The following is an 18,406-nucleotide window of genomic DNA, read 5'->3' on the forward strand; positions in this document are numbered from 1 at the left end:
TGCGGCTGCTCCGCCGGGACCGTGACGACCTGCCACGGTCCCGATGCTAACGGCCACCTCCGACAGCCAGTCAGCTCACCGGAACAGTGCCGGTCAGCGCCTGCTCAAGAAGTCCGACGATGTCCCGGTCCCCTCGGTCACCGAGGTGCTGGAGCAGAGCGGTCGCTTCCTGCCCGGGACCCATGCCGGCCCGGAGCCCGATGACCTCGATCGCCTCGGCCGTGGTCACGGCGGCGGTCCAGCCGGTCAGCCGGGCCGCTCTGGCCTCCGGCCGGGCTTCCGGCTGCGCGGCCGGCAGCCGCAGCGCCCTCAGCTCGCCGTCGGTCGCGTTGAGGAAGACCTGGTCGCCGACGGTCGCCCCGATGTGCTCCATCAGCGGGCGGATCGAACCGAGGACGGGCTGTGTCCTCCACTGGAGCACGCTCTCGCCCGCCTCGTGCCGCAACAGGATCGGCTCGCAGGCGGGCGCGGCACCGACGTGTGCTGCCCAGCCGGACGGGACGGGGGCACCGGAACCGCGCAGATGGTCCCCGGTGACCTCGAAGCGATACCACCAACGGCCGTCGGTACCGACGAAGCATCGCCTGGTCCTGGCCACGCTCTTGCGCGGGTTGTACGCAGTGGCTTCGCCGTCCTTGGGCTGCTCCGCGGCGAGCCCCACCCAGCCGCGTCGGGTGCGGGTGAACTCGGGTGCGGCAAGATTCGTGCGTACGGAGGCAGGGACGACGTCGAAGCGGCCGCAGATCGCGTCGACGAGGGCGTTGACCTCGATCTCCCCGCCGGCCTGCCGGATCTCCCGGGTGATCATCTCCCGGATGCCCAGGTACTCCTCTCCGCCCCACTGACGCAGCCCGTACAGGTTCCGGTCGAGCCGGGCGAAGCGCTCGTCGGTCCAGATCTGGTTGCGCATGCTGTTGATGGCGGTGCCGTCGGCGAGCCGGTCGTGGATGTCCTCCATGGACATCGGCTCTCCGCGCAGGGAGAGCACGGCCACCGCGCGGTCGTTGACCGATCGGCCCCAGTGCAGCACGTGGCCGTCCATGGTCTTGAACCGGCCGATCTCGGCCGCCCAGTCCGCCAGCACCTCGGCCCGGACTCCATGGCGCTCACCGACGGCGACGGCTTCGTCCCACGCGAGGGGGGTCTCGCCGCAGGCGGCGAGCAGGTCGTCCGCCATGGCCGTCCTCAGTGCGGCGGCGTCTCCCTGGACGATCCACTCGCCGTCGACGGCACGGTCGGGGAGGAGGCGGGCGACGACGTCTCCGAGCGGCAGACCGAGCGCGTCCACGGGCCGGACGTGGTCGGGATGCATCATACGGACCTCCGCGAGGAGTCCCACCGCGCCGAGACGTCCCGCGACGGCGGCCAAGTGCGCGGCGAAGCGACGGCCTTGCTCGTCGTGCGCGAGCCACTGCGCGATCGATTCGAGAAGGGACCGCTCCAGCTGGCGGACGCGCTCCCGGCTGACCTCGAAGCGGTCGCCGAGCGTCGCGAAGGTCTCCGGCTGCGCGGCGAAAACACGCCGCGCGGCGATCGTGCGCTCCCTCTCGTGCCAGGTGGAGGCGTGAGCGGCGAAGGCCGCGAGCGGGGTGTCCGCCAGGTTGAGGTGGACGGCAGGAAGCTCGCTGCCGGGCTGGGCCTCCCGATCCGCCGGAGCGGAAGCCGTGAGCTCGGAAGCTGTCGGCTCCGAGCCCTCCTCCACCGCGTCCTCCGCCGCCGGTGCAACGGCCTCGGCAGCCGGTGGTGCGGCGACTTCCTCCTGGGCGCGCTGCGCGGGCAGAGCGACGGGCTCCGGCACGGCGGCTGAGGCGGAGCGACGCTCGGCACAGCCCCGCGCCCCATGCTCCTCGGGAGCCTCGGCGTGGTCCTGTTCCAGCTCCCGGAGCACCGCGAGGGCCGCGCGCACCTCGGCCGGCGCGTCGGCGGGCAGCCACTCGGAGATCACGGCCACCGCGGCTCGGACGCCCGGGGTGGCACGGGGCGCGCCGCGCCCGTGGAGCCGGTCGAGCAGCATGCGCACCAGAGCGGCGAACGTCTCCTCCCCGGCCTCTTCCGCACTCGTGCAAAGAGCGACAGCTTCGGCGTCCAGGAGCCGCGACACGGGGAGGAGTTCTCCGGTCTGGATCTGCGGCCACAGCGCCCGAAGCGTCCGGGCAACCACGGAGGCCAGCACCGTGGATCCGATCGTCCGCTCGGCCGTCGTGAGCGGGGTCGCGTACCACCAGCCGAGCGGGAGCCGCTCGTCGTCGAGCCGCTCCGCGAGCGCGTGCGGGTCGGCGTACCGGAGGGCGGGGACGAGGTCGGCAAGGCAGGTGGACGCGTGGGGCACGGACGAGGTCATGATCGGGCGACACTCCTGGGAAGGGGACGACGGCCACGGCTGACGTGTTGTCCACGACCTTAGGAGCCCCCACTGACAAGCCCCCATGGTCACGACGCGTCGCCGCTCTGACCAGGCGCGGAGCGGATGTCCGTCAGGTGTGCGCGGCCAGTCCCCCGTCCAGCGTCCACACCGTGGCCCGCACGCCGGAGGTGCGGGCGAGGTAACGGTCGCGCTCGATGAGGATGTTGACGTCTCCGCAGCCGACGCCGCTCACGGCGTGCTCGACGAGACTCATCCCCGAGCTGCCGCCCGCGACCAGCGCTTCGAGGTGGGCCGCGTTCCACTCGACCTCGTTCAGCGCCCAGGGCGCCTCACCCGCCACGACCAAGCGCAGCACGGCGACGAACTTCTCCGCACAGGTACGGCGCTGAAACCCGTCGGCCAGCTGCGCGATGTGGTTGCCGGTCTCGATGACGGCGGTCACCGGGAGCAGCAGGTCGCAGTCGTGTGCCGCCAGCTTTCCCTGCAGTTCTTCCCTGACCTTCTCCAGGTCCTGGCATTTGCCCGGCACCTCGAGGAGGTTGCACAGGATCGACGTGTCGACGAATTCCACTCGGCGGGCCATGCCTCACCCGATCCCGAAGAGCCGGTTGAACTCGCTGTAGTCGCGCTCGGCCCGGCCGGCCAGGTCGAGCCGCCCCTGGGTGACGACGTCCCCCAGCGACCCGGCCGCCATCGCCTTGGGGTAGCCGTCGAGCTCGGTGAGCCGGACGAGTCTGCTGGTGCCCGTCTTCCGGTCACGGGAACACACCACGACCCCTTCGTGGTCGGTGCTCTCCAGGGCGGAGAGGAGTGCCGGGCTATGGGTGGTGACGAGGACCTGGGTGCCGTTCGCCGCGCTGGCGTCCCGTACGAGCTTGAGCACTTGGGAAGCCTGGGTGGGGTGCAGTCCGTTCTCCAGTTCCTCGACCACCATCATCAGGAAAGTCCCCTCCTTGAAGCTGGAGGAGGGTGAGGAGCCGAGGTCGAGCCCGTCGCCGCCGGTGAGCAGTGCCGTGGTGATGGCGAGGAAGCGCAGCATGCCGTCGCTCATCTCACGGGCGGGTGTGAGCCCGAGCACGCCTTCGTCGAGCGCGAGCATCACGTCGCCGAGTTCGGACTTGGTCACGGACAGCCGTTCGATGTCGTGGTCGGCGAGGTCCCGGAGCTGGTGCACCAGGGACTCGAACAGCTCCGGCTGGGTCCGCTGGATCCCGCCGACGGCGGCAGAGAGGTTCTCCGCGGTACGGCGGAGGCGGCTGTCCCGGGCCTGGACGTACTGGCGCATGAGGTGCGGGACCGGGTCGAGGTGGAAGACTCCGACGAGCGCGGCCAGCATGGCTTCGGCGCACCAGATGGTCTCCCACTCCCCCTCGCTCTCGCCGGCGACGCGGCCGGGGAGCTGGGAGGTCAGCAGACGGGACCCGCGGAAGGGGCCGCTGGGGTTCTTGCCGGGCTTGCCGTTGTGCCAGGACGCCTGGATGTCGCCGGAGAACGGGCTCGGCTCGCCGCTGACGAGGATCTTCCGGGGCCCCTTGGCCGTACGCCTGGTCAGGCGCTCGTCGATGATCCGCACCTCGGGCTCCACCTGGACCGTCACGTCCAGGTCCAGGGGCCCGTCCTCGGTCCGTACCGTGCAGCCGAGGGAGAATCGGTCGGACCCGTGCGGCACACACCCGGCGAGGCCACCGCGCACCGGTCCGGAGGAGCTGCGCCGGCTCTCCAGGGCCTCGATGATGTCCTCGCCGCGGGCCAGCCTCGACAGCACTTCGAGGCCGTCGAGCGCGTTCGACTTGCCGCTGCTGTTGCGCCCGATGAGGACGGTCAGCGGCGCGAGCGGGAACCTCTCGTCCCGGAAGCTCTTGAACGCGGTGAGGCGGACCTCTTCGATGGCCAGGGCAGTCACACCGGCCAAGTTACCGCAGCGCACTGCCGTCGAAGCCGGTTGTCGTCGCCGTGCGATAGAACTGTCCTCACACGGTCGATTGTTCGCACCCGCGACGCGGGGTACGGGAAAGGCGAAGTGACGAGCGGACTGGCACCGCACCTCAAGTTCGTCGCCGAAGGAATGATCAAGGGCGCGATGGGCCTGACCGACACCATGCGGGGGGCTCGGGACACCGCCATCGCCCTGTACCACGAGCTGGACCGGCAGCGCGGGATGGCGGGTGACGACGACGCGGGGCGCGCGTTCGCGAAGGTGTATCGATCGGCGGCCGCGGCCACGCTGGACAAGATCGGCTCCAGTTCGTACGTGCTCGGCGAGGCCAGCCGCGGGCTGATGCGCAACGCTCGCGAGTTCATGGCCCAGGAGAGCGCGGTCGTGGCCGCGCTCCTCGGCAGGCAGGCCGATCTGACCGCCGGGATGGGCGACCCCGGGGACGGCTGCCCCGAGAACTACCTCGGCCTGGGCCGAGAACTTCCGGAGACCGTCGGGGAGACCGCGTGGTACGAGCAGTACGCCCCCGGCGGCGGCAGCGACCGGTACCGGGGATCACCCGAGAAGCTGCGCGAGGTGGCGGGGTCCTGGCGTCGTGGGGGCAGGCTGATGCTGCGATTCCTGGAGGACGCCCAGGCATCGGCCATGACGGCCGACAAGGCGCACTCGGGTGAAGCCGCCGACGCGTTCCGGGCGTACTTCAAGATGTCCGTCGGACTGACCTGCCCGCCCGGCCAGGTCCAGGAGGACGAGCCGCTCGTCGCCAACCTCGTGGCCGCCTGCAACGAGATCGCGAAGGCCTGCGACCGATACGCCGAGCACGTCGAAGCGGCCGAGTCGGCGATCCGGCAGCACAAGCTGGACCTCTTCGCGATGGACATGCCCTGGGACAGTCCGATGCTCGGCGGGAACGGCTTCGACGGCGGCCTTCTCGACGCGGTCCTGGGCGACCCCTGGATCCGGCGCCTGGGCGGGGTGGGACATGCCCTGGACTCGGCCGAGAAGCGGGTACGGCTGCCGGAGGGCGGTAGGGGACCGAGTGCGCCGGGTCTGCCGTTCCTGCCTCCGCTGATCCCTGTTCCGGTGCCGGTACCGGCCCCTGTGCCGCTCGTCCTCGCCTCGTACACCGGCGGGATGCCGGGGATCGTGCCCGCGGTCTACCGGGATCCCGATCCGGGCATCCCGTGGCGGGACCCGATTCCGCCGGCCGCAGTGCCTCCGCCACGGTTGCTCACGCCGGACGAGCGGAAGGACTTCGTCAGCTGGGTCAACGGCCTGGAGCCGGCGCACTTCGGAGGCAAGCCTGATCCCACCGCTCCCGAGAACGCGTACCAGTTGCGGATCGCCGGCTATCCCGAGCGGATCGTCCCCCTGCCCGCGGACTACGAGAAGCCCTCGATCGGCGCGGACGGCATGCGGCCTTCCGACGGGATGATGGTGGACGCCAAGTACGTCAAGGACGCCGACGACGACTGCCGGAAGAGCACCTGGCGTCGCCAGTCCACGTTCGAGATCGAGGACGATTACAAGGAGGACGGGACGAAGAAGTGGAGCAAGAAGGACGTCCTCATCGGCAAGGACGAGGGTGAACTCGAGAAGTACCGCCAGGCGATGAACGAGCACGACCAGATCCGGGGTCTGGAGATCGTCACCAATGACAAGGAGGCCGTGCCGTACTGGCAGACACTCATGGCTCTCCAGCAGGTTCCTGGCACGGCCCGCTATGTGAAGTGACGCGGGGCTCGTCGCCGCCCCGTTCCCCTTGCCTTCCTCCTGACCGTGCCCTCTCCGAAGGACTCGACTCGTGACGCCCGATGACGACGACCGGACCACCTTTCTCTTCTACGCGCCGGAGCGGCAGCCGCACGCCTGGTCCCTGGACCTCGCCGGCCTGGGCGAGGCGCTGCGGCAGTCGTTCACCGAGGTCCGCTACAAGGTCCGCCAGGACCACACCCACCAGGGCGAGCCGTACCTCTCCTTCTGGGCTGCCACCGACGACGGCACCGAGTACGACGGCACGGCCACCGTCCACGGGCGGGACTGCGTGGTGCTGGCCGACACGACGGCCGGTGAGGCCGCGCCCTTCCTGATCTGGCTGCGGGACAACCACCTGCCCGCTCCGGATGTGATCCGCTTCAGCAGCGAGGCGGCCGTGGACCAGGGCATCGAGACGGACTGGCGCCTGCCGGGTGCGGGCGACGCGGCGCGGGTGGCCGACGAACTGCGCCATCACCTGGCGGTCGTGGACGGGGCCTGACTCACGCGGCGCCGACCTCTCGGCAGTCCCCGCAGGACGCGTCCGGGTCGTGGCTGCGGAAGGCCCTCTCACAGCCGTCGCAGGTGACGAGGGGTGCGGGGCCGGGCGGCTGTGGCCCCTGCGCCGGGAGTGGCGGCGGGAGGAGGTTTCTGAGCCGGTACTCCAGGAACCGGGCCGGGTGGTGGATCGGTACGGGCTCGGGCGGGAGGTTCGCGGTCAGAGTCCGGGTGATCTGAGCGGGTGTCGCGGCGCGAGAGAGCCAGGTCTCGACGGCGGGCGCGAGGCGCTGGACGTCTCCGGCGGAGAGCAGCAGGCGGGGGTCGGCGAGGCGGAGACGGGCGAGGAGGTCGGCGGCGGGGCCGGTGGGAGGGTGCGGCGGCTCTGAACGGGCCTGGGGCTGGGGCTGAGGCTGTGCCTGGGGACCGCTCGGTGCGGGATCCTGCGCGGAGGCCGGTTTCGGCTTCGGCTTCGCATCCGGTAGGCAGCCGGGCTTGTCGTACGAGACCGTGCGGGTGGCGAACCTGCCGCCGCCGAGGGGGACGCGGGGGCGGGCGATGTATCCGGCGCGCTCCAGTTCGTTCAGGGCCCGGCGGATGGTCGTCTCGCCTTCGCTGAAGTGGAGCGCCAGGGCTTTGGCGGTCACGGAGACGCCATCCGGGAGCGACTGGATGTAGACGGCGATGCCGATCGCGGCGGCGGAGAGCTCGGCGTGCTGGGCGAGGTGGTTGCCGACGACCGTGAAGCGCTCGGTGTGGCGGTGCCGGATGTGGATCACGCCGGAGGGTGGGGCGTCGGCGGGGATCTCGGGGTACGCGGACGGGGCCGCGTTAGACTGCGGGTCAGCCATCGGGAAGCTTCTCTCTTCCAGATTGGTCAGGCCCTCGTCAGGATTGCAGTCCTGTCGGGGGCCGAATGCGTTTATGAGGTTGTCGGGGCCGACCGTACCGCACCTGTCCGGGTTCCGGACGATCTGTCACCCGTACGAGTGGGGACGGGGATTGGTTGAGTGGGTTCTCACCCGGTTCTTTCTCTTTGGGTGACGCAGGCGACCGGGACGCGCGGGAGCGCGCCCCGGTGAGCGATCAGGCGCGCTTGATCGCCTCAACGAAGGCAGCCCAGGCGGGGGCGGGGATGAGGAGGGCGGGGCCGGCGGGGTTCTTGCTGTCGCGGACGGGGACGGCGTGGGGGATGTTGTCAGCGATCTCTACGCAGTCGCCGCCCTGCCCGTTGCTGTAGGTGCTCTTGCGCCACGCGGCGCCGCTCAGGTCGTGGCGTGCGGCCATGCTCGGTACTCCTCCATGACGGAACGGATCACATCCAGCGATGGCTCCGGGGCGAGGGCCTTCGCTTGCAGCAGATCGTAAGCGAGTGCGTATTCGGCCACTTCGTTCTGGCTCTCGACGAGTTCGCCCGAGTGCGAGCTCTCTGTGTACGCCGCATCAGGCCCCTTCTCGAAGCCGAGCAGCGTCAATGAGCCGCCCATGACGGGATGTTCTCCCGCGCTGAACGGCAGCACCTGGAGAACCGCATGCGGTGACCGCGCGAAGCTCACGAGCGACGCAAGCTGCTCGTGCATGACGCCAGGGGAGCCCACGGGGCGCCGGAGAACCGCCTCGTCCAGGATGCACCAGAACAACGGCGGGCTGATCCGCCACAGGATGCTTTGCCGCTCGATTCGCGCGACGACCAGCCTCTCGATCTCCTCGTCGGTGTCACGAGGGCGGCTGGTACGGAGCAGAGCGCGCGCGTACGCCTCCGTCTGCCACAGACCGGGCACGGCCTGCGCCATGTACTTGAGCATCTTGATTGCTTTGCGCTCCAGCGCCATGTACTTGCTGGCCCAGTCCGGGAACGGCGTCCGGTGGATGTGGCCCCACAGGTCCGTCAGGTCACCATCGGCGCCCAGGATCTTGTCCAGTTTGGCGTCCACATCCTCCGGCGGAACCTCGTTGCCCAGTTCGAACTGAGCGATCCGGCTGTGCGCGATGGGGACCTCTGCGCCTAACTGGCGCTGGGTGAGCCCGGCGCGCAAGCGGAGTTTGCGCAACTTCGCGCCGTACAGGGCCGCGAGGGAGGCCGATGGGTCGAGTTCCTTCGGTGCGGGCACTGGCGGTCCCCCGTTTTCGCTCTGCGGTTCCGAAAACCGTTACCCCTAGTGATCGTAGCCATACGCATCCATGCTCGTCACAGGAAGTCACGGACGACGAGGAAGGTGCGCGGACTATGGGAACGGCGAGTCAGGGGGCGACTGTTGAGGCGATCGCGGACGCGAAGGCCGCGCGGGACGAACTGCGGCAGGCGTTGACGGAGGTGGACGTGCTGCTGCCGTCCCTGGGGCTGGACACCGTGTCCCTGGCCAGCGCGTACGGGCCCGTACTCGTGGACCTCGGGCGGTGTCGGCCGGATGTGGCGAGGCGGCTGGCGTCGGTGTTGCGGGGGTGCGCGGGGTGAGGGTCGGGCGGTGGCACCCTGGAACACCGCCGCCCTTCTCCTACGGGTCAGAACAGGCTCGGCGGCTCCTCGGCAGGAGGCTTCGACTTCCGCTTGGCGGGGGCCGCCGCCTTCTTCTTGGCGCCCTTCTTGTCGTGCAGGCCGGCCGCGACTTCGGCGGCGTAGCGGCGCTGGTTCTCTTCGAGGAGCCGGTCGAGGATTTCCTGACGGACGACGGGGCCGACGGTGTAGCGGGGGCCCTGGCGGGTGTCGTGGAAACCGTGGTCGAGACCGCCGGGCTGGGTGAGGAGGTCGTCCCAGCCGTAGGCGCGGGCGACTTCCTCGTCGATGGCGCGGTGGATCTCGCGGAGTTCGGCGATGTCGGGGTCAGTGCAGGTCTCGTCGTGGACGAGGTTGTAGGTGGCGGTCAGCCCACCGCGCTTGAGCATGATCTCGCGACGGCGGGTGTCGAGCTGGTCGCCCAGCTCGCGGAGGGCGGGGGTGAGTTCGGGGCGCGCGAAGGTCTCGAACACGTCGGAAGGGCCATAGCGGAGGTCGCCCTTCATAGTGCCCGCGTGAGTAAGAGCCCACCAGTAGTGGACAGCACCGCTGAGCACCGCAAGCATTGCGGCGTCCATAGAAGCGAAGACCACCGTTGCCTCACTGGCAACTTGGCCCGCAGGCACGAACAGAGGCATAACCGACTTACTGTGCCTAGTGATTACGATCATGCGATCCAACTGCTCAATCGCACGGAGCAAGCCAGTGGCACGCTCGGCATACTGCCACCAGCGTTCCCTTCGGGCCGCCCGCTTGTTCTTATCGCGGTCCGGCTTGACCAGTTGTCGAACCTGCTCGTAAGCAACCGGGTACTGCTTCGCACGCTCTTCGTCCCAGTCGTGGAAGTTAATGACCCAACGGCTCGCAGAGCCATCCGGACGAGAGTTCAAATCCTGCCCGTTAAGGTACGGAAACAGGACCTTCCGGTAGCGCTCGTCTGCCGCGATCCACGCTTGCGCAACTTCCGGTTCCAGCGTGAATCCGGTACCCAGAACGATGGATCCCTGAAATGCAAGCCTCTGGTTCTCGACGAGCCTGCTGGGCTCGCCCGTGATTCGTGACCCACCTTCAAGCGCCGGGGTAATCACCTTCGCAGTCCCACCGTCTGCCAGCCGCACAGCCCCCTCTGCCAACGCCGCACTACTCGTCCACACCGCGCAGTACTCAAGCACCGCACTCCGCGAAGGCCACGCCTTACTCTTCACTGCCTGCCGGATCTCTACGCCGTCCGCAACGATCTGGTCCAAGCCCACCTGGCGCGTATCCCCTTGCGCCAGCGTGTTCGTCGCGACCAAGCCCGCCTGCCCATCCCCGTTAAGCAACTCATGAGCCCGCAGCAAGAAGTACGCCACCAGGTCGGCGCTCCCCCGCGCCCCCCGGCCCAACTCCCCCACCAGGTACTCCCGATACGCCTCCCCCATCGCGCCCGTCAGCTTCTGACCGCCCAAGAACGGCGGATTCCCCACCACCGCATCAAACCCGCCCCGCTCCTCCCACACCTCCGGGAACACCAGCGGCAAGTGCACCGGCTCCCGGTCGAACGCACCCTCCGGCTGCCCCGTAGCCAGCCACCCCCGCGCCAGCCGCTCCGCCGCCCGCAGCTCCTCCGCCTCAGCGACACCCTCCGGCGCGTCCGCCACATTGTGCGCAGCGGTCACCGCCTCGAAGGACAGGCGGTCCTGCTCCTTCTCGCCCCGGCCCGCGCTCGCCAGCGCCGCGCCCACCACCAGATCCGCGTACACGCTCGCCTGCCGGGTCTTCTCCCGCACCCGCGCCAGAATCGCGCGCTTCTCCTCCAGCTGCTCCAGACCTGTGCCCGGGATGCCCGCCAGCTTCCGCCGCTCCTCGGCGACCTCTGTCATCACCCGCTGTACGCCGCCCGTGAAGTCGATGCCGTCCCCGTGGAGCTTTCGCCCACGCGCCGGGTCCAGGTGCATCGCCTCCAACTGTTCCACCGACGTGACGCCCAGCAGCGAGTCACCCGCCACCAGCCTGTCGTCCAGGAACGTGAACGGGCGATCTCGGTCCATGGAGACCAGCCACAGCGACAGCTTCGCCATCTCCACAGCCATCGGATTGATGTCGACGCCGTACAGGCAGTGCTCTATGACCTGCCTGCGCGCCTCCACCATCACCGGGTCCGCCTCCGCGTCCACCGCCGAGGCGGACAGCGAGCCCGCCGCCTCCAGGTAGGCCGCAGCCCGCTCGTCGCCCTCGCGACTCCAGGCTTCCACCAGCGCGACGGCCAGGTACCGGCACGCCGCCACCAGGAACGCCGCCGAGCCCATCGCGATGTCGGCGACCTTCAGCTTCAGCAGCTCGCTCGACGGCTTCGGGCGCCACTGGCTCCGGTCCGCCGTCTGGAGCGGGCCGTACTCGTAGATCAGCGGCTCCAGCGCCCCGTCCGCGACCTGCTGGGCCAGGGTCTTCGGGGTGTAGTGCGTGCCCGTGTTCTTGCGGAGCGAGGACTCCGTCACGTACAGGGCTCCGGGCTGAATGACGACCGGGAGGCCGCGCAGGTCCAGGCGGATGATGCCGTAAAAGGGGAGCAGCCGCTCCGCAAGCTCCGCGTCACCAGCAGTCGCCGCGAGGAGCTTACGCCGGGCCTCGCCCAGTGCCGGCTCCTCCAAGGGGGCCAGCGCCTTCGTCACCTTGGCCGCCGCGCCCAGACCGGTCGTCTTGTTGTACTCGTCCGCGAGGGCCGCACCCAGGCCGTCCCCGCGCGTGCGGGCCAACGACTCCAGGCGGGTCAGCAGGACTTCCGCCTCCAGGCCCGGCTTGCCCACCAGGCCGACGATGGTGTCCTCGGCGCGCCGGCCCTGGTAGGAGAGCAGGCCCTCGTACACGTAACCGATCTGCTCGACGTCCAGGGTGCGGAAGGTGAGGCGGCGGCGCTCGCGCTTCTTGCCCGTACCGATGGAGACGTACTGGACGGACTGGAGCATGTGGAGGACGGTCCGGTCGTCGATCGGGAGGGGGTCCGTGGGGTCGTCGGCGCCCGTGCCGCGGCCTTCGAGCCAGGGGAAGGCGTTGGGGTCGAAGATCGAGCCGTCGTAGGCGTGCATCGACAACGACGGGTGGTCGACTCCGCCGTAGACCGCGTTGAAGAGGGCGATGAGGCGGTGCCAGCCGGCCCAGGAGAGCTCCAGGTCCTCCTCGGTGGTCTCGGCGGCGCGGTCCTCAAGGTCCTTGCTGAGCCTGCCGGCCGAATAGGACTGGACGTACAGCTCGTTGTCGCTGGGGAGGAGGCCGCGTTCCTCGGCGAAGAGGAGGAAGACGACGCGCATCATGATGGCGACGGCGCCCCGGTAGACGTCGTGGGCGGGGACCTCGGCGAGTCCGCGGCGGCCCTCGGCGCGTTCGTTGATGTCGGCGCGGCCGATGGCCTCGACGAGGAGTTCGACGGCCTGGCGGACCTGGACGCCGAGGGCGTCGGTGACGTCCTCCTGGCTGTCCAGGGACTCGCGGAGCAGCGGCAGCAGCATCTCGTCGTCCTCGACGGAGAAGAAGCGGCGGCGGCTGAGGAGCGAGCGGAAGGCGCGGACGACCGCGCGTTCGGCGGGGGCGGGCCAGTCGATGGTGTCGAAGACGGCGGAGGTGGTGACGCCGCCGCGCGGCGCCCACACCAGGGCCCACCAGCGGCCGTCGGTGACGAGGCCGAGCTCGATGCCGTGGTGGCGGCAGAGGTGCGCCATGCGGTCGACGGGGGTGGCGGACCAGGTGGAGGCGGGGACGCGCTTGGCGGGGTGCTGGCCGGCGGGGACGGACAGGCCGAGGATCGCGCAGTCGGCGACCAGGGAGGCCGTGTCGGTGGCGGTGCTGCCGGGCTCCAGGAGGGCGAAGGTGGGGGCCACCCGCTCGCCGTCGTGTTCCGGGATGTCGACGGTGAGGGGCTCGGTCAGGCCCTCGCCCGTCCGCAACGCGTCTCCCCAGCCGAGGAGTTCACCGAGGACGAAGTCGGTCCACGCCTCCTGGCCGGCCGTCGGGTCGGAGAGCCAGACGCCGTGTTCGTAGCGAAGGCTCGTCCGCAGGGGCTTGTCGATGGCGTCGAGCTGCGGCCAGGCCTTGAGCAGGACGGGAAGCGTGAGGAAGGGGCCGGACACGTCGATCAGGCTGAGCCAGTCGAGATGCTGCTGCTTGCCGTCGGGAGCCGCCGGGCGGAAGGCTCCGCCGCTGACGCGGCCCCGGCCGCCGGTGCCGTTCGTACGGTTGGTGCTCACTTGACGGCCTCCCGGCGGGGAACGACGAAGACGACGGCGACGGGGAAGAGGAGCGGCTTGGGGTCGGCGTAGCGCGCGGCGACGGAGGCGAGTTCGCGCTCCTTCTCGCTCTCCAGGGCGTGGACGCGCCGCTCCCAGTTCTCGCGGTCGCGGCGCTGCTGCTCGGCCTCCTCGAACTCCAGCTCCAGCTGGCCCTCCTCGGTGTCCGTCCTCCCGATGGCCGCGCGCAGGGAGTCGCGGAAACGGTCGATCTGGGCGGAGATCCGCTCCGCCTCGTCGCGGCGGCGGTTCTCCAGGCGGCTCTCCAGGGCGGTCTGGCGGTTGCGGGCGCGCCACTCCAGCGAGGAGACGAGGCCCTCGCCCACGTGGGGCCAGGCCGTGGTGAGGCGGTCCCGGAGCAGCGGAGAGGCCTGGGTGGAGTCGGTGAGGGCGTCGTCGAGAATCTCGCGGACCGTGGTGACCTTCTCCAGACGGCTGAAGCGGGCCGGGGCTCCGGCCTCCTCGCGGAGCCAGCCGCCGGCCTGGAGCACCTCCTCGTGGAGGCGGATGCCGTCCGCGCCGACGAGGACGAAGCGGGCGAACGCGCCGACGAGGGTGGTTTCCAGCTCGGGGTGGTCGCTGACGACGGCGGCGACCCGGGCGAGGCCGGCCTGGTTCTTGTTCCACACGGCGGCGCGCAGCAGGCGCGTGGACATGGAGACCAGGGGGTGGCCGAGGTGGGCGAGGACCACGTCGTCGCGGCCCTTCGCCGAGGCCGCGTCGAAGGTGATGGGGCGCTGGACCTCGGGGCGCAGCTTGTCCGCCAGGCCCTGCGTGGCACGCTCCCAGGAGCTGGTGAGCGTGGGGACCTCGTAGAAGCCGTCCGCGCGACCCCGCTCGTCGGGGACCGGGCGGATGTCGTGCTGGCGGGCGAGCGGAAGGGCGGTGGAGACGACCCGGGCCACCCTGCCCGGGGTGATGCCGAGCGTCTCGACGGTGGCGTCGACCTGCTCCTTGAGGCGCTGGGCCTGGGCCTGGGCGTCTCGCTCGGCGGTGACGTTGCCGCCGCGCCGGGCCTTCTTGTTCGCGTACACCTCGGCCCGGGCGACGTCGAAGTCGGCGCCGAGGTCGCCGGTCATCCGCCGCTGGACGGCCTCGGCGAGGACGGCGTTGACCTTGCCCAGGTCCTCTTCCATACGGGCGACCTTGATGGCGACCCGGGAAAGGAATTCGAGGTCGGCGTCGTAGGTGTCGAGGGTCTTCTCGAAGCCGCTGCCGATGAAGTGGACGATCTGCGGAGCGGTGGTCTGGCCGTAGCGGTCGATGCGGCCGATCCGCTGCTCCAGCTTGTTGGGGTTGAAGGGGATGTCGTAGTTGACCAGGCGGTGGCAGTGCCGCTGGAGGTCGATGCCCTCGCTGGCGGCGTCGGTGGCCAGCAGGATACGGAGGTCGTTCTCCGCTGGCTCGGCCTGGAAGGCGAGGCGGAGTTGCTCCCGTTCCCCGGCGTTCATGCCGCCGTGGAGGAGGGCGACGCGGTCGCCGCCGAGGCCGTGGTCGCGGAGGAGGTTCTGGAGCCAGACCTGGGTGTCGCGGTACTCGGTGAAGACGACCACGCGCTCGTTGAGCCAGTGCCCGCCGTCGGCGGTCAGGCACTCCGCCTTGAGGTAGTCGATCAGTTCGCGGGCCTTGGAGTCGGCCTGGGCCTGGTGGCGGACGGCCCACTCCCTCATCTGCTCCAGGAGCCCGGCCTCGACGCCGTCCGTGCTGGGCTGGAGTGTGGTCGCGCGGGCGATGGCGTCGTCCTCGGCGTCCGCCAGGGGCTCGTCGTCGTAGTCCGCGTAGTCGTCGAAGAAGGTCTCCTGCCAGTCCTCGATCTCCTCGGCCGCCTCCTGCTTCCTGGTCCGCAGGGTCTCCAGGTAGACCTCGATGGTGCGGGCGAAGGCGTCCGGGGAGGAGAAGAGGCGCTTCTTCAGGAGCAGGGTGACGAGGTCGGCGGCCTTGCGTCCGCCCTTGAAGCGGGTGCCGAGCTTGGCGCGGCGCAGCGCGGCGTACTCCTTGAGGAGCTGGTGGATGCGCCGCTCGTCCTCGGTGTAGTCGACGGGCAGCGCCTTCGTCCCGCGCTTCAGGAAGCGGCGTTCGCCGGTCTCCGGATCACGGATGTCGTCCTTGAGGCGGCGGACGACGGTGTCCTTGACTGCTTCCGGGTCGGGTTCCATGCCACGGGCGAAGCGCTGGCCGTCGATGATCTCGAGGAGGGCGGTGTACGACTCCTGGTAGCCGTTGTGCGGGGTGGCGGACAGGAAGAGCCGGTGCTCGAAGTACGGGGCGAGGCGGCGGATGAGCTTGGTCTGCTGTGAGTCGACGGGGTACAGCTGCTTGGGCGCGGAGGGGGCGACGTGGTGCGCCTCGTCGAGGATGAGCAGGTCGAAGGGACGCTTGGTGGGTACGGCGGTGTCGGAGTCCTGGGCGGGCAGGACCTCGGAGAGCAGGCGTTGGGCCTTGGCTCCGCGCAGCCAGGGCAGGCTGACGATCGACAACGGGTAGATGTTGAAGGGGTTGGCGGCGCTTCCGTGGGTGCGGCGGACCTCGGCGCTGCGCTCGGAGTCGATGACCGTGAAGTCCAGGCCGAACTTCTCGGCCATCTCGTCCCGCCATTTCACGGTGAGACCGGCCGGACAGACGATCATGATCTTGTGGGCGCGGTTGCGGAGGATCAGTTCGAGGGCGACGAGGCCGGCCTCGATCGTCTTGCCGAGGCCGACGTCGTCGGCGAGGAGCAGGTTCACGCGGGGCGCCGCGATGGCCCGGGACACCGGTTCGAGCTGGTAGGGCTCGATGGCGACGCCGGAGCGGAAAGGCGCCTGGAGCGTCCGCACGTCCGCCGAGGTGACCGCTGACCAGCGAACGGCGTCGAGGAAGGCGGCGAGACGCTCCGGCGGGTCGAACTTGCCGGCCGAGACGTCGGGGAGGGAGCCGGTGGGCAGCCTCCGCCGCCCCGGCTCGACCTCCCAGATGACGGAGAGGGTGTCGTTGTAGCGGCCCTCCTCGACGCTGTTGAGGGTCACGAGCGAGCCCGCGCCGGGCCTGTCGGTGCCGCCCGTGTCCGCCCCGCCCTGGTCGACCTCGGCCACGACCCAGCGCAGGCCCCGGACCTCGACGAGGTCGCCGATCTCGGGGACCGCCCGCTCGTCGCCGGCCTCGGCGCTCCGGCGGACCGCCCGTTGTGCCACACCCGCCAGGTCGGTGGTCGGCGTCGTCATCGCTCTCCGCACTCCTCTTACCGCCCCGGCCTGGGCGAATACGTCGAACACAGCCATTCAAGCACGTGGGCGGCAGCCCATCGGGCCCACTCTGGCACGGCCGGACACCCGACGTACCGGTGTTGTCACAGCACGTCGAATCCGGTGATCCGGGACAGCTCGTGGTAGTTGCCGCGCCGTGTCAGGTCGCCCTCGATCCGAAGGTCCCGCCGGTCCCGGTGGGCGTCGGTGGCTCGGTCGTACTCGGCTTCCGTGAGGTGAATGTGGATCTGCCGTTCCTGACCGACGAGGTCGCCGTTCTCCCGCATCAGCCGGGCCACGACGGTCACGTCACCGGGCCCGATGTCGGCGGCGCGCTTGAGCTTCGTGGTCCGGCCCACGATCGTCACGCCGCGCTCGGGCTCCTGGCGGCGGAGGTCCTGCGCGCCCTCACGCAGGATCTGGACGTCCCTCGGGGAGAACGACACGGGGTGGGTGTCGGCGGGAGCCGGCCAGGCCGGGGACCAGGCGAACGAAAGGGAGAAGCCGTGGAGCGTCGGAGAGTCCCGCCCATCGTGACCGCCCATGCCGGCGAGGGCTTCGCAGAGGTCCGCCGAGATGCCGACGCGGGCGCCCGCCACGAACGGGGCGGAGTCGTCCCGGCTGGCTGCGAGCCCCACTGCCCAGCGCGCGGCCGACACCGCGCCGTACATCCGGCTCGAGACCTTACGGGCGAACGGCTCCGGCGCCATGTCCCACTCGGGCTCGTCCTCGAAGAGGTGTCCCTGCGACGCCGCCGCCTCCGGCAACGGCACCTGGACCTGGAAGACGTAGCTTCCCGGCGCCGACGGGCCGAATCGGGCACTGTCGACGAAGTCCTTGGCCCGCTGGGGCTTGCGCCGCGGATGGACCAGGCGCGGTCCGTCCAGGACGGTGTCGCACGCGGCCGCCATCAGGAGGTCCCGCGCGCTGGTGACCGCCAGCACCGCGGCCTGTACCGGAATGGTCCCCGACGGTGTGCGCGGCATGGTCCGGATGTACTGCACGTCAAGACCGGACAGGGCCAGGTCCTGGTGCACGGCGGCCGGGGGCCGACCCTCCAGCTCGGCCAGCGTGCCGATCAGATCGGCCATGCGGTCCGCGTAGTCGGCGAGCTCGCGGTCCAGGGGAAGCAGTACGCGGCGAGGCCGGCCGTCCCACTCCCGCTCCCAGCGCGCGCTGTAGCGGACGCGACCGCCCCGGCGCCAGCCCCTCTGGTACAGATAACGCTCCACATCGCGCGGCCGCAGCCGCTCCAGCTCACGCTCGGGCACCCCTACTGCCGTCATGGTGCGGGCACCTCCTCGCACGCCCGGTGGAAGAACTCGTGCAGCGCGTCGATCGTGAGCAGATTCTCCCTCGGGACAGTGACGGTGACACTCTTCTGTCCCTGCTGAATCGGGAGCGGACGGTCTTCCAGCGAGACCCAGTACGCCGAGTGCTTCAGGATCAACTCGGGCACGCCTACGCTGATGTACTCGGCGGGGTCTCTCGGTACCAGGACGATCACCAGGTAGCAGGGCACCTGCCGACGGCCCCGCAGGCGCTTGAACTGATCGATCGGCAGCGTGATACCGATCCCGGATCCGGTGAGCGCGATTTCGCCGATCCTCCGGGTCTTCACCTGAAGGGCGATCTGGACGTCGAGCTCGGGGTCCTCGTGGTCCCGCCCGAGGATCATGTCCTTGCCGATGTCCGGGTAGGGCACGGCCACCTGGAAACCCGCCGCGGCGGCGATGGCGGCCACGAAGGTCTCCCCGTACCAGCCCTGGTGGTTGTTGTGCTCCATCCGCCCCCGCGCTCCGGTCGCAGGCCACCCGCCACGCGCCCACGCCCCGGAGTGACACCGATCACTGCCCGGCAGAGTAACCGAGCAGTGAT

13 protein-coding genes are annotated in these 18,406 nt (G+C 70.3%); 3 read left to right on the forward strand and 10 right to left on the reverse strand.

Annotation, left to right across the window (positions count from 1 at the left end; all coding sequences use genetic code 11):
* Positions 1-70: 70 nt before the first annotated feature.
* From ACY0MR_RS09570 to ACY0MR_RS09580, 3 genes are all read right to left on the reverse strand, one after another.
* Complete coding sequence (locus ACY0MR_RS09570; RefSeq protein WP_473560278.1) at positions 71-2,341, reverse strand: hypothetical protein; 2,271 nt, start codon at positions 2,339-2,341, stop codon at positions 71-73.
* A gap of 133 nt (positions 2,342-2,474) precedes the next feature.
* Positions 2,475-2,948, reverse strand: coding sequence for a hypothetical protein (locus tag ACY0MR_RS09575; RefSeq protein ID WP_388947151.1), 474 nt, complete (start codon positions 2,946-2,948; stop codon positions 2,475-2,477).
* 3 nt (positions 2,949-2,951) lie between these two features.
* Positions 2,952-4,268, reverse strand: coding sequence for an AAA family ATPase (locus ACY0MR_RS09580; RefSeq protein ID WP_473560280.1), 1,317 nt, complete (start codon positions 4,266-4,268; stop codon positions 2,952-2,954).
* Positions 4,269-4,385: 117 nt separating this feature from the next.
* Here ACY0MR_RS09580 and ACY0MR_RS09585 point away from each other — a divergent pair, with 117 nt between their 5' ends.
* Positions 4,386-6,035: a restriction endonuclease fold toxin-2 domain-containing protein gene (locus ACY0MR_RS09585; RefSeq protein ID WP_473560282.1), complete on the forward strand. Its 1,650-nt coding sequence runs from the start codon at positions 4,386-4,388 to the stop codon at positions 6,033-6,035.
* 70 nt (positions 6,036-6,105) lie between these two features.
* Positions 6,106-6,558: a hypothetical protein gene (locus tag ACY0MR_RS09590; protein ID WP_403317895.1), complete on the forward strand. Its 453-nt coding sequence runs from the start codon at positions 6,106-6,108 to the stop codon at positions 6,556-6,558.
* Position 6,559: 1 nt separating this feature from the next.
* Here ACY0MR_RS09590 and ACY0MR_RS09595 read toward each other — a convergent pair whose 3' ends face one another.
* The 3 genes from ACY0MR_RS09595 to ACY0MR_RS09605 form a co-directional block, all read right to left on the reverse strand.
* A complete protein-coding gene (locus ACY0MR_RS09595; protein WP_473560284.1) occupies positions 6,560-7,405 on the reverse strand; it encodes a helix-turn-helix domain-containing protein in 846 nt (281 codons plus the stop codon).
* A gap of 235 nt (positions 7,406-7,640) precedes the next feature.
* The gene (locus ACY0MR_RS09600; RefSeq protein WP_473560286.1) at positions 7,641-7,841 is read right to left on the reverse strand and encodes a DUF397 domain-containing protein; all 201 of its coding nucleotides are present in this window, start codon (positions 7,839-7,841) and stop codon (positions 7,641-7,643) included.
* Positions 7,820-8,665, reverse strand: a complete 846-nt coding sequence (locus ACY0MR_RS09605; RefSeq protein WP_473560288.1) for a helix-turn-helix domain-containing protein — start codon at positions 8,663-8,665, stop codon at positions 7,820-7,822. Before ACY0MR_RS09605 ends, ACY0MR_RS09600 begins: the two co-directional genes overlap by 22 nt.
* A gap of 116 nt (positions 8,666-8,781) precedes the next feature.
* On the opposite strand from ACY0MR_RS09605, the gene ACY0MR_RS09610 reads away from it, so the two are divergent.
* Positions 8,782-9,009 (forward strand): hypothetical protein, encoded by a 228-nt coding sequence (locus tag ACY0MR_RS09610; RefSeq protein WP_355735644.1) that lies wholly within the window; start codon positions 8,782-8,784, stop codon positions 9,007-9,009.
* Positions 9,010-9,056: 47 nt separating this feature from the next.
* On the opposite strand, the gene ACY0MR_RS09615 is transcribed toward ACY0MR_RS09610, so the two are convergent.
* The 4 genes from ACY0MR_RS09615 to ACY0MR_RS09630 form a co-directional block, all read right to left on the reverse strand.
* Positions 9,057-13,268 (reverse strand): Eco57I restriction-modification methylase domain-containing protein, encoded by a 4,212-nt coding sequence (locus ACY0MR_RS09615; protein ID WP_473560290.1) that lies wholly within the window; start codon positions 13,266-13,268, stop codon positions 9,057-9,059.
* Complete coding sequence (gene drmD / locus ACY0MR_RS09620) at positions 13,265-16,507, reverse strand: DISARM system SNF2-like helicase DrmD (RefSeq protein WP_473560292.1); 3,243 nt, start codon at positions 16,505-16,507, stop codon at positions 13,265-13,267. The genes ACY0MR_RS09615 and drmD overlap by 4 nt, the downstream gene beginning before the upstream one ends.
* Positions 16,508-16,632: 125 nt before the next feature.
* Positions 16,633-17,814 (reverse strand): hypothetical protein, encoded by a 1,182-nt coding sequence (locus ACY0MR_RS09625; protein ID WP_404081922.1) that lies wholly within the window; start codon positions 17,812-17,814, stop codon positions 16,633-16,635.
* A complete protein-coding gene (locus tag ACY0MR_RS09630) occupies positions 17,811-18,314 on the reverse strand; it encodes a DUF4365 domain-containing protein (protein WP_473560294.1) in 504 nt (167 codons plus the stop codon). The genes ACY0MR_RS09625 and ACY0MR_RS09630 overlap by 4 nt, the downstream gene beginning before the upstream one ends.
* Positions 18,315-18,406: the final 92 nt, after the last annotated feature.

The sequence above is a fragment of the Streptomyces sp. JN8 genome (assembly GCF_055808075.1).

Bases quoted from the DNA above. Each gene is read 5' to 3' on its own strand.
- ACY0MR_RS09570 (WP_473560278.1), bottom strand. From the start codon at position 2,341: ATGACCTCGTCCGTGCCCCACGCGTCCACCTGCCTTGCCGACCTCGTC.
- ACY0MR_RS09575 (WP_388947151.1), bottom strand. From the start codon at position 2,948: ATGGCCCGCCGAGTGGAATTCGTCGACACGTCGATCCTGTGCAACCTC.
- ACY0MR_RS09595 (WP_473560284.1), bottom strand. From the start codon at position 7,405: ATGGCTGACCCGCAGTCTAACGCGGCCCCGTCCGCGTACCCCGAGATC.
- ACY0MR_RS09600 (WP_473560286.1), bottom strand. From the start codon at position 7,841: ATGGCCGCACGCCACGACCTGAGCGGCGCCGCGTGGCGCAAGAGCACC.
- ACY0MR_RS09610 (WP_355735644.1), top strand. From the start codon at position 8,782: ATGGGAACGGCGAGTCAGGGGGCGACTGTTGAGGCGATCGCGGACGCG.
- drmD (WP_473560292.1), bottom strand. From the start codon at position 16,507: ATGACGACGCCGACCACCGACCTGGCGGGTGTGGCACAACGGGCGGTC.
- ACY0MR_RS09625 (WP_404081922.1), bottom strand. From the start codon at position 17,814: ATGACGGCAGTAGGGGTGCCCGAGCGTGAGCTGGAGCGGCTGCGGCCG.
- ACY0MR_RS09630 (WP_473560294.1), bottom strand. From the start codon at position 18,314: ATGGAGCACAACAACCACCAGGGCTGGTACGGGGAGACCTTCGTGGCC.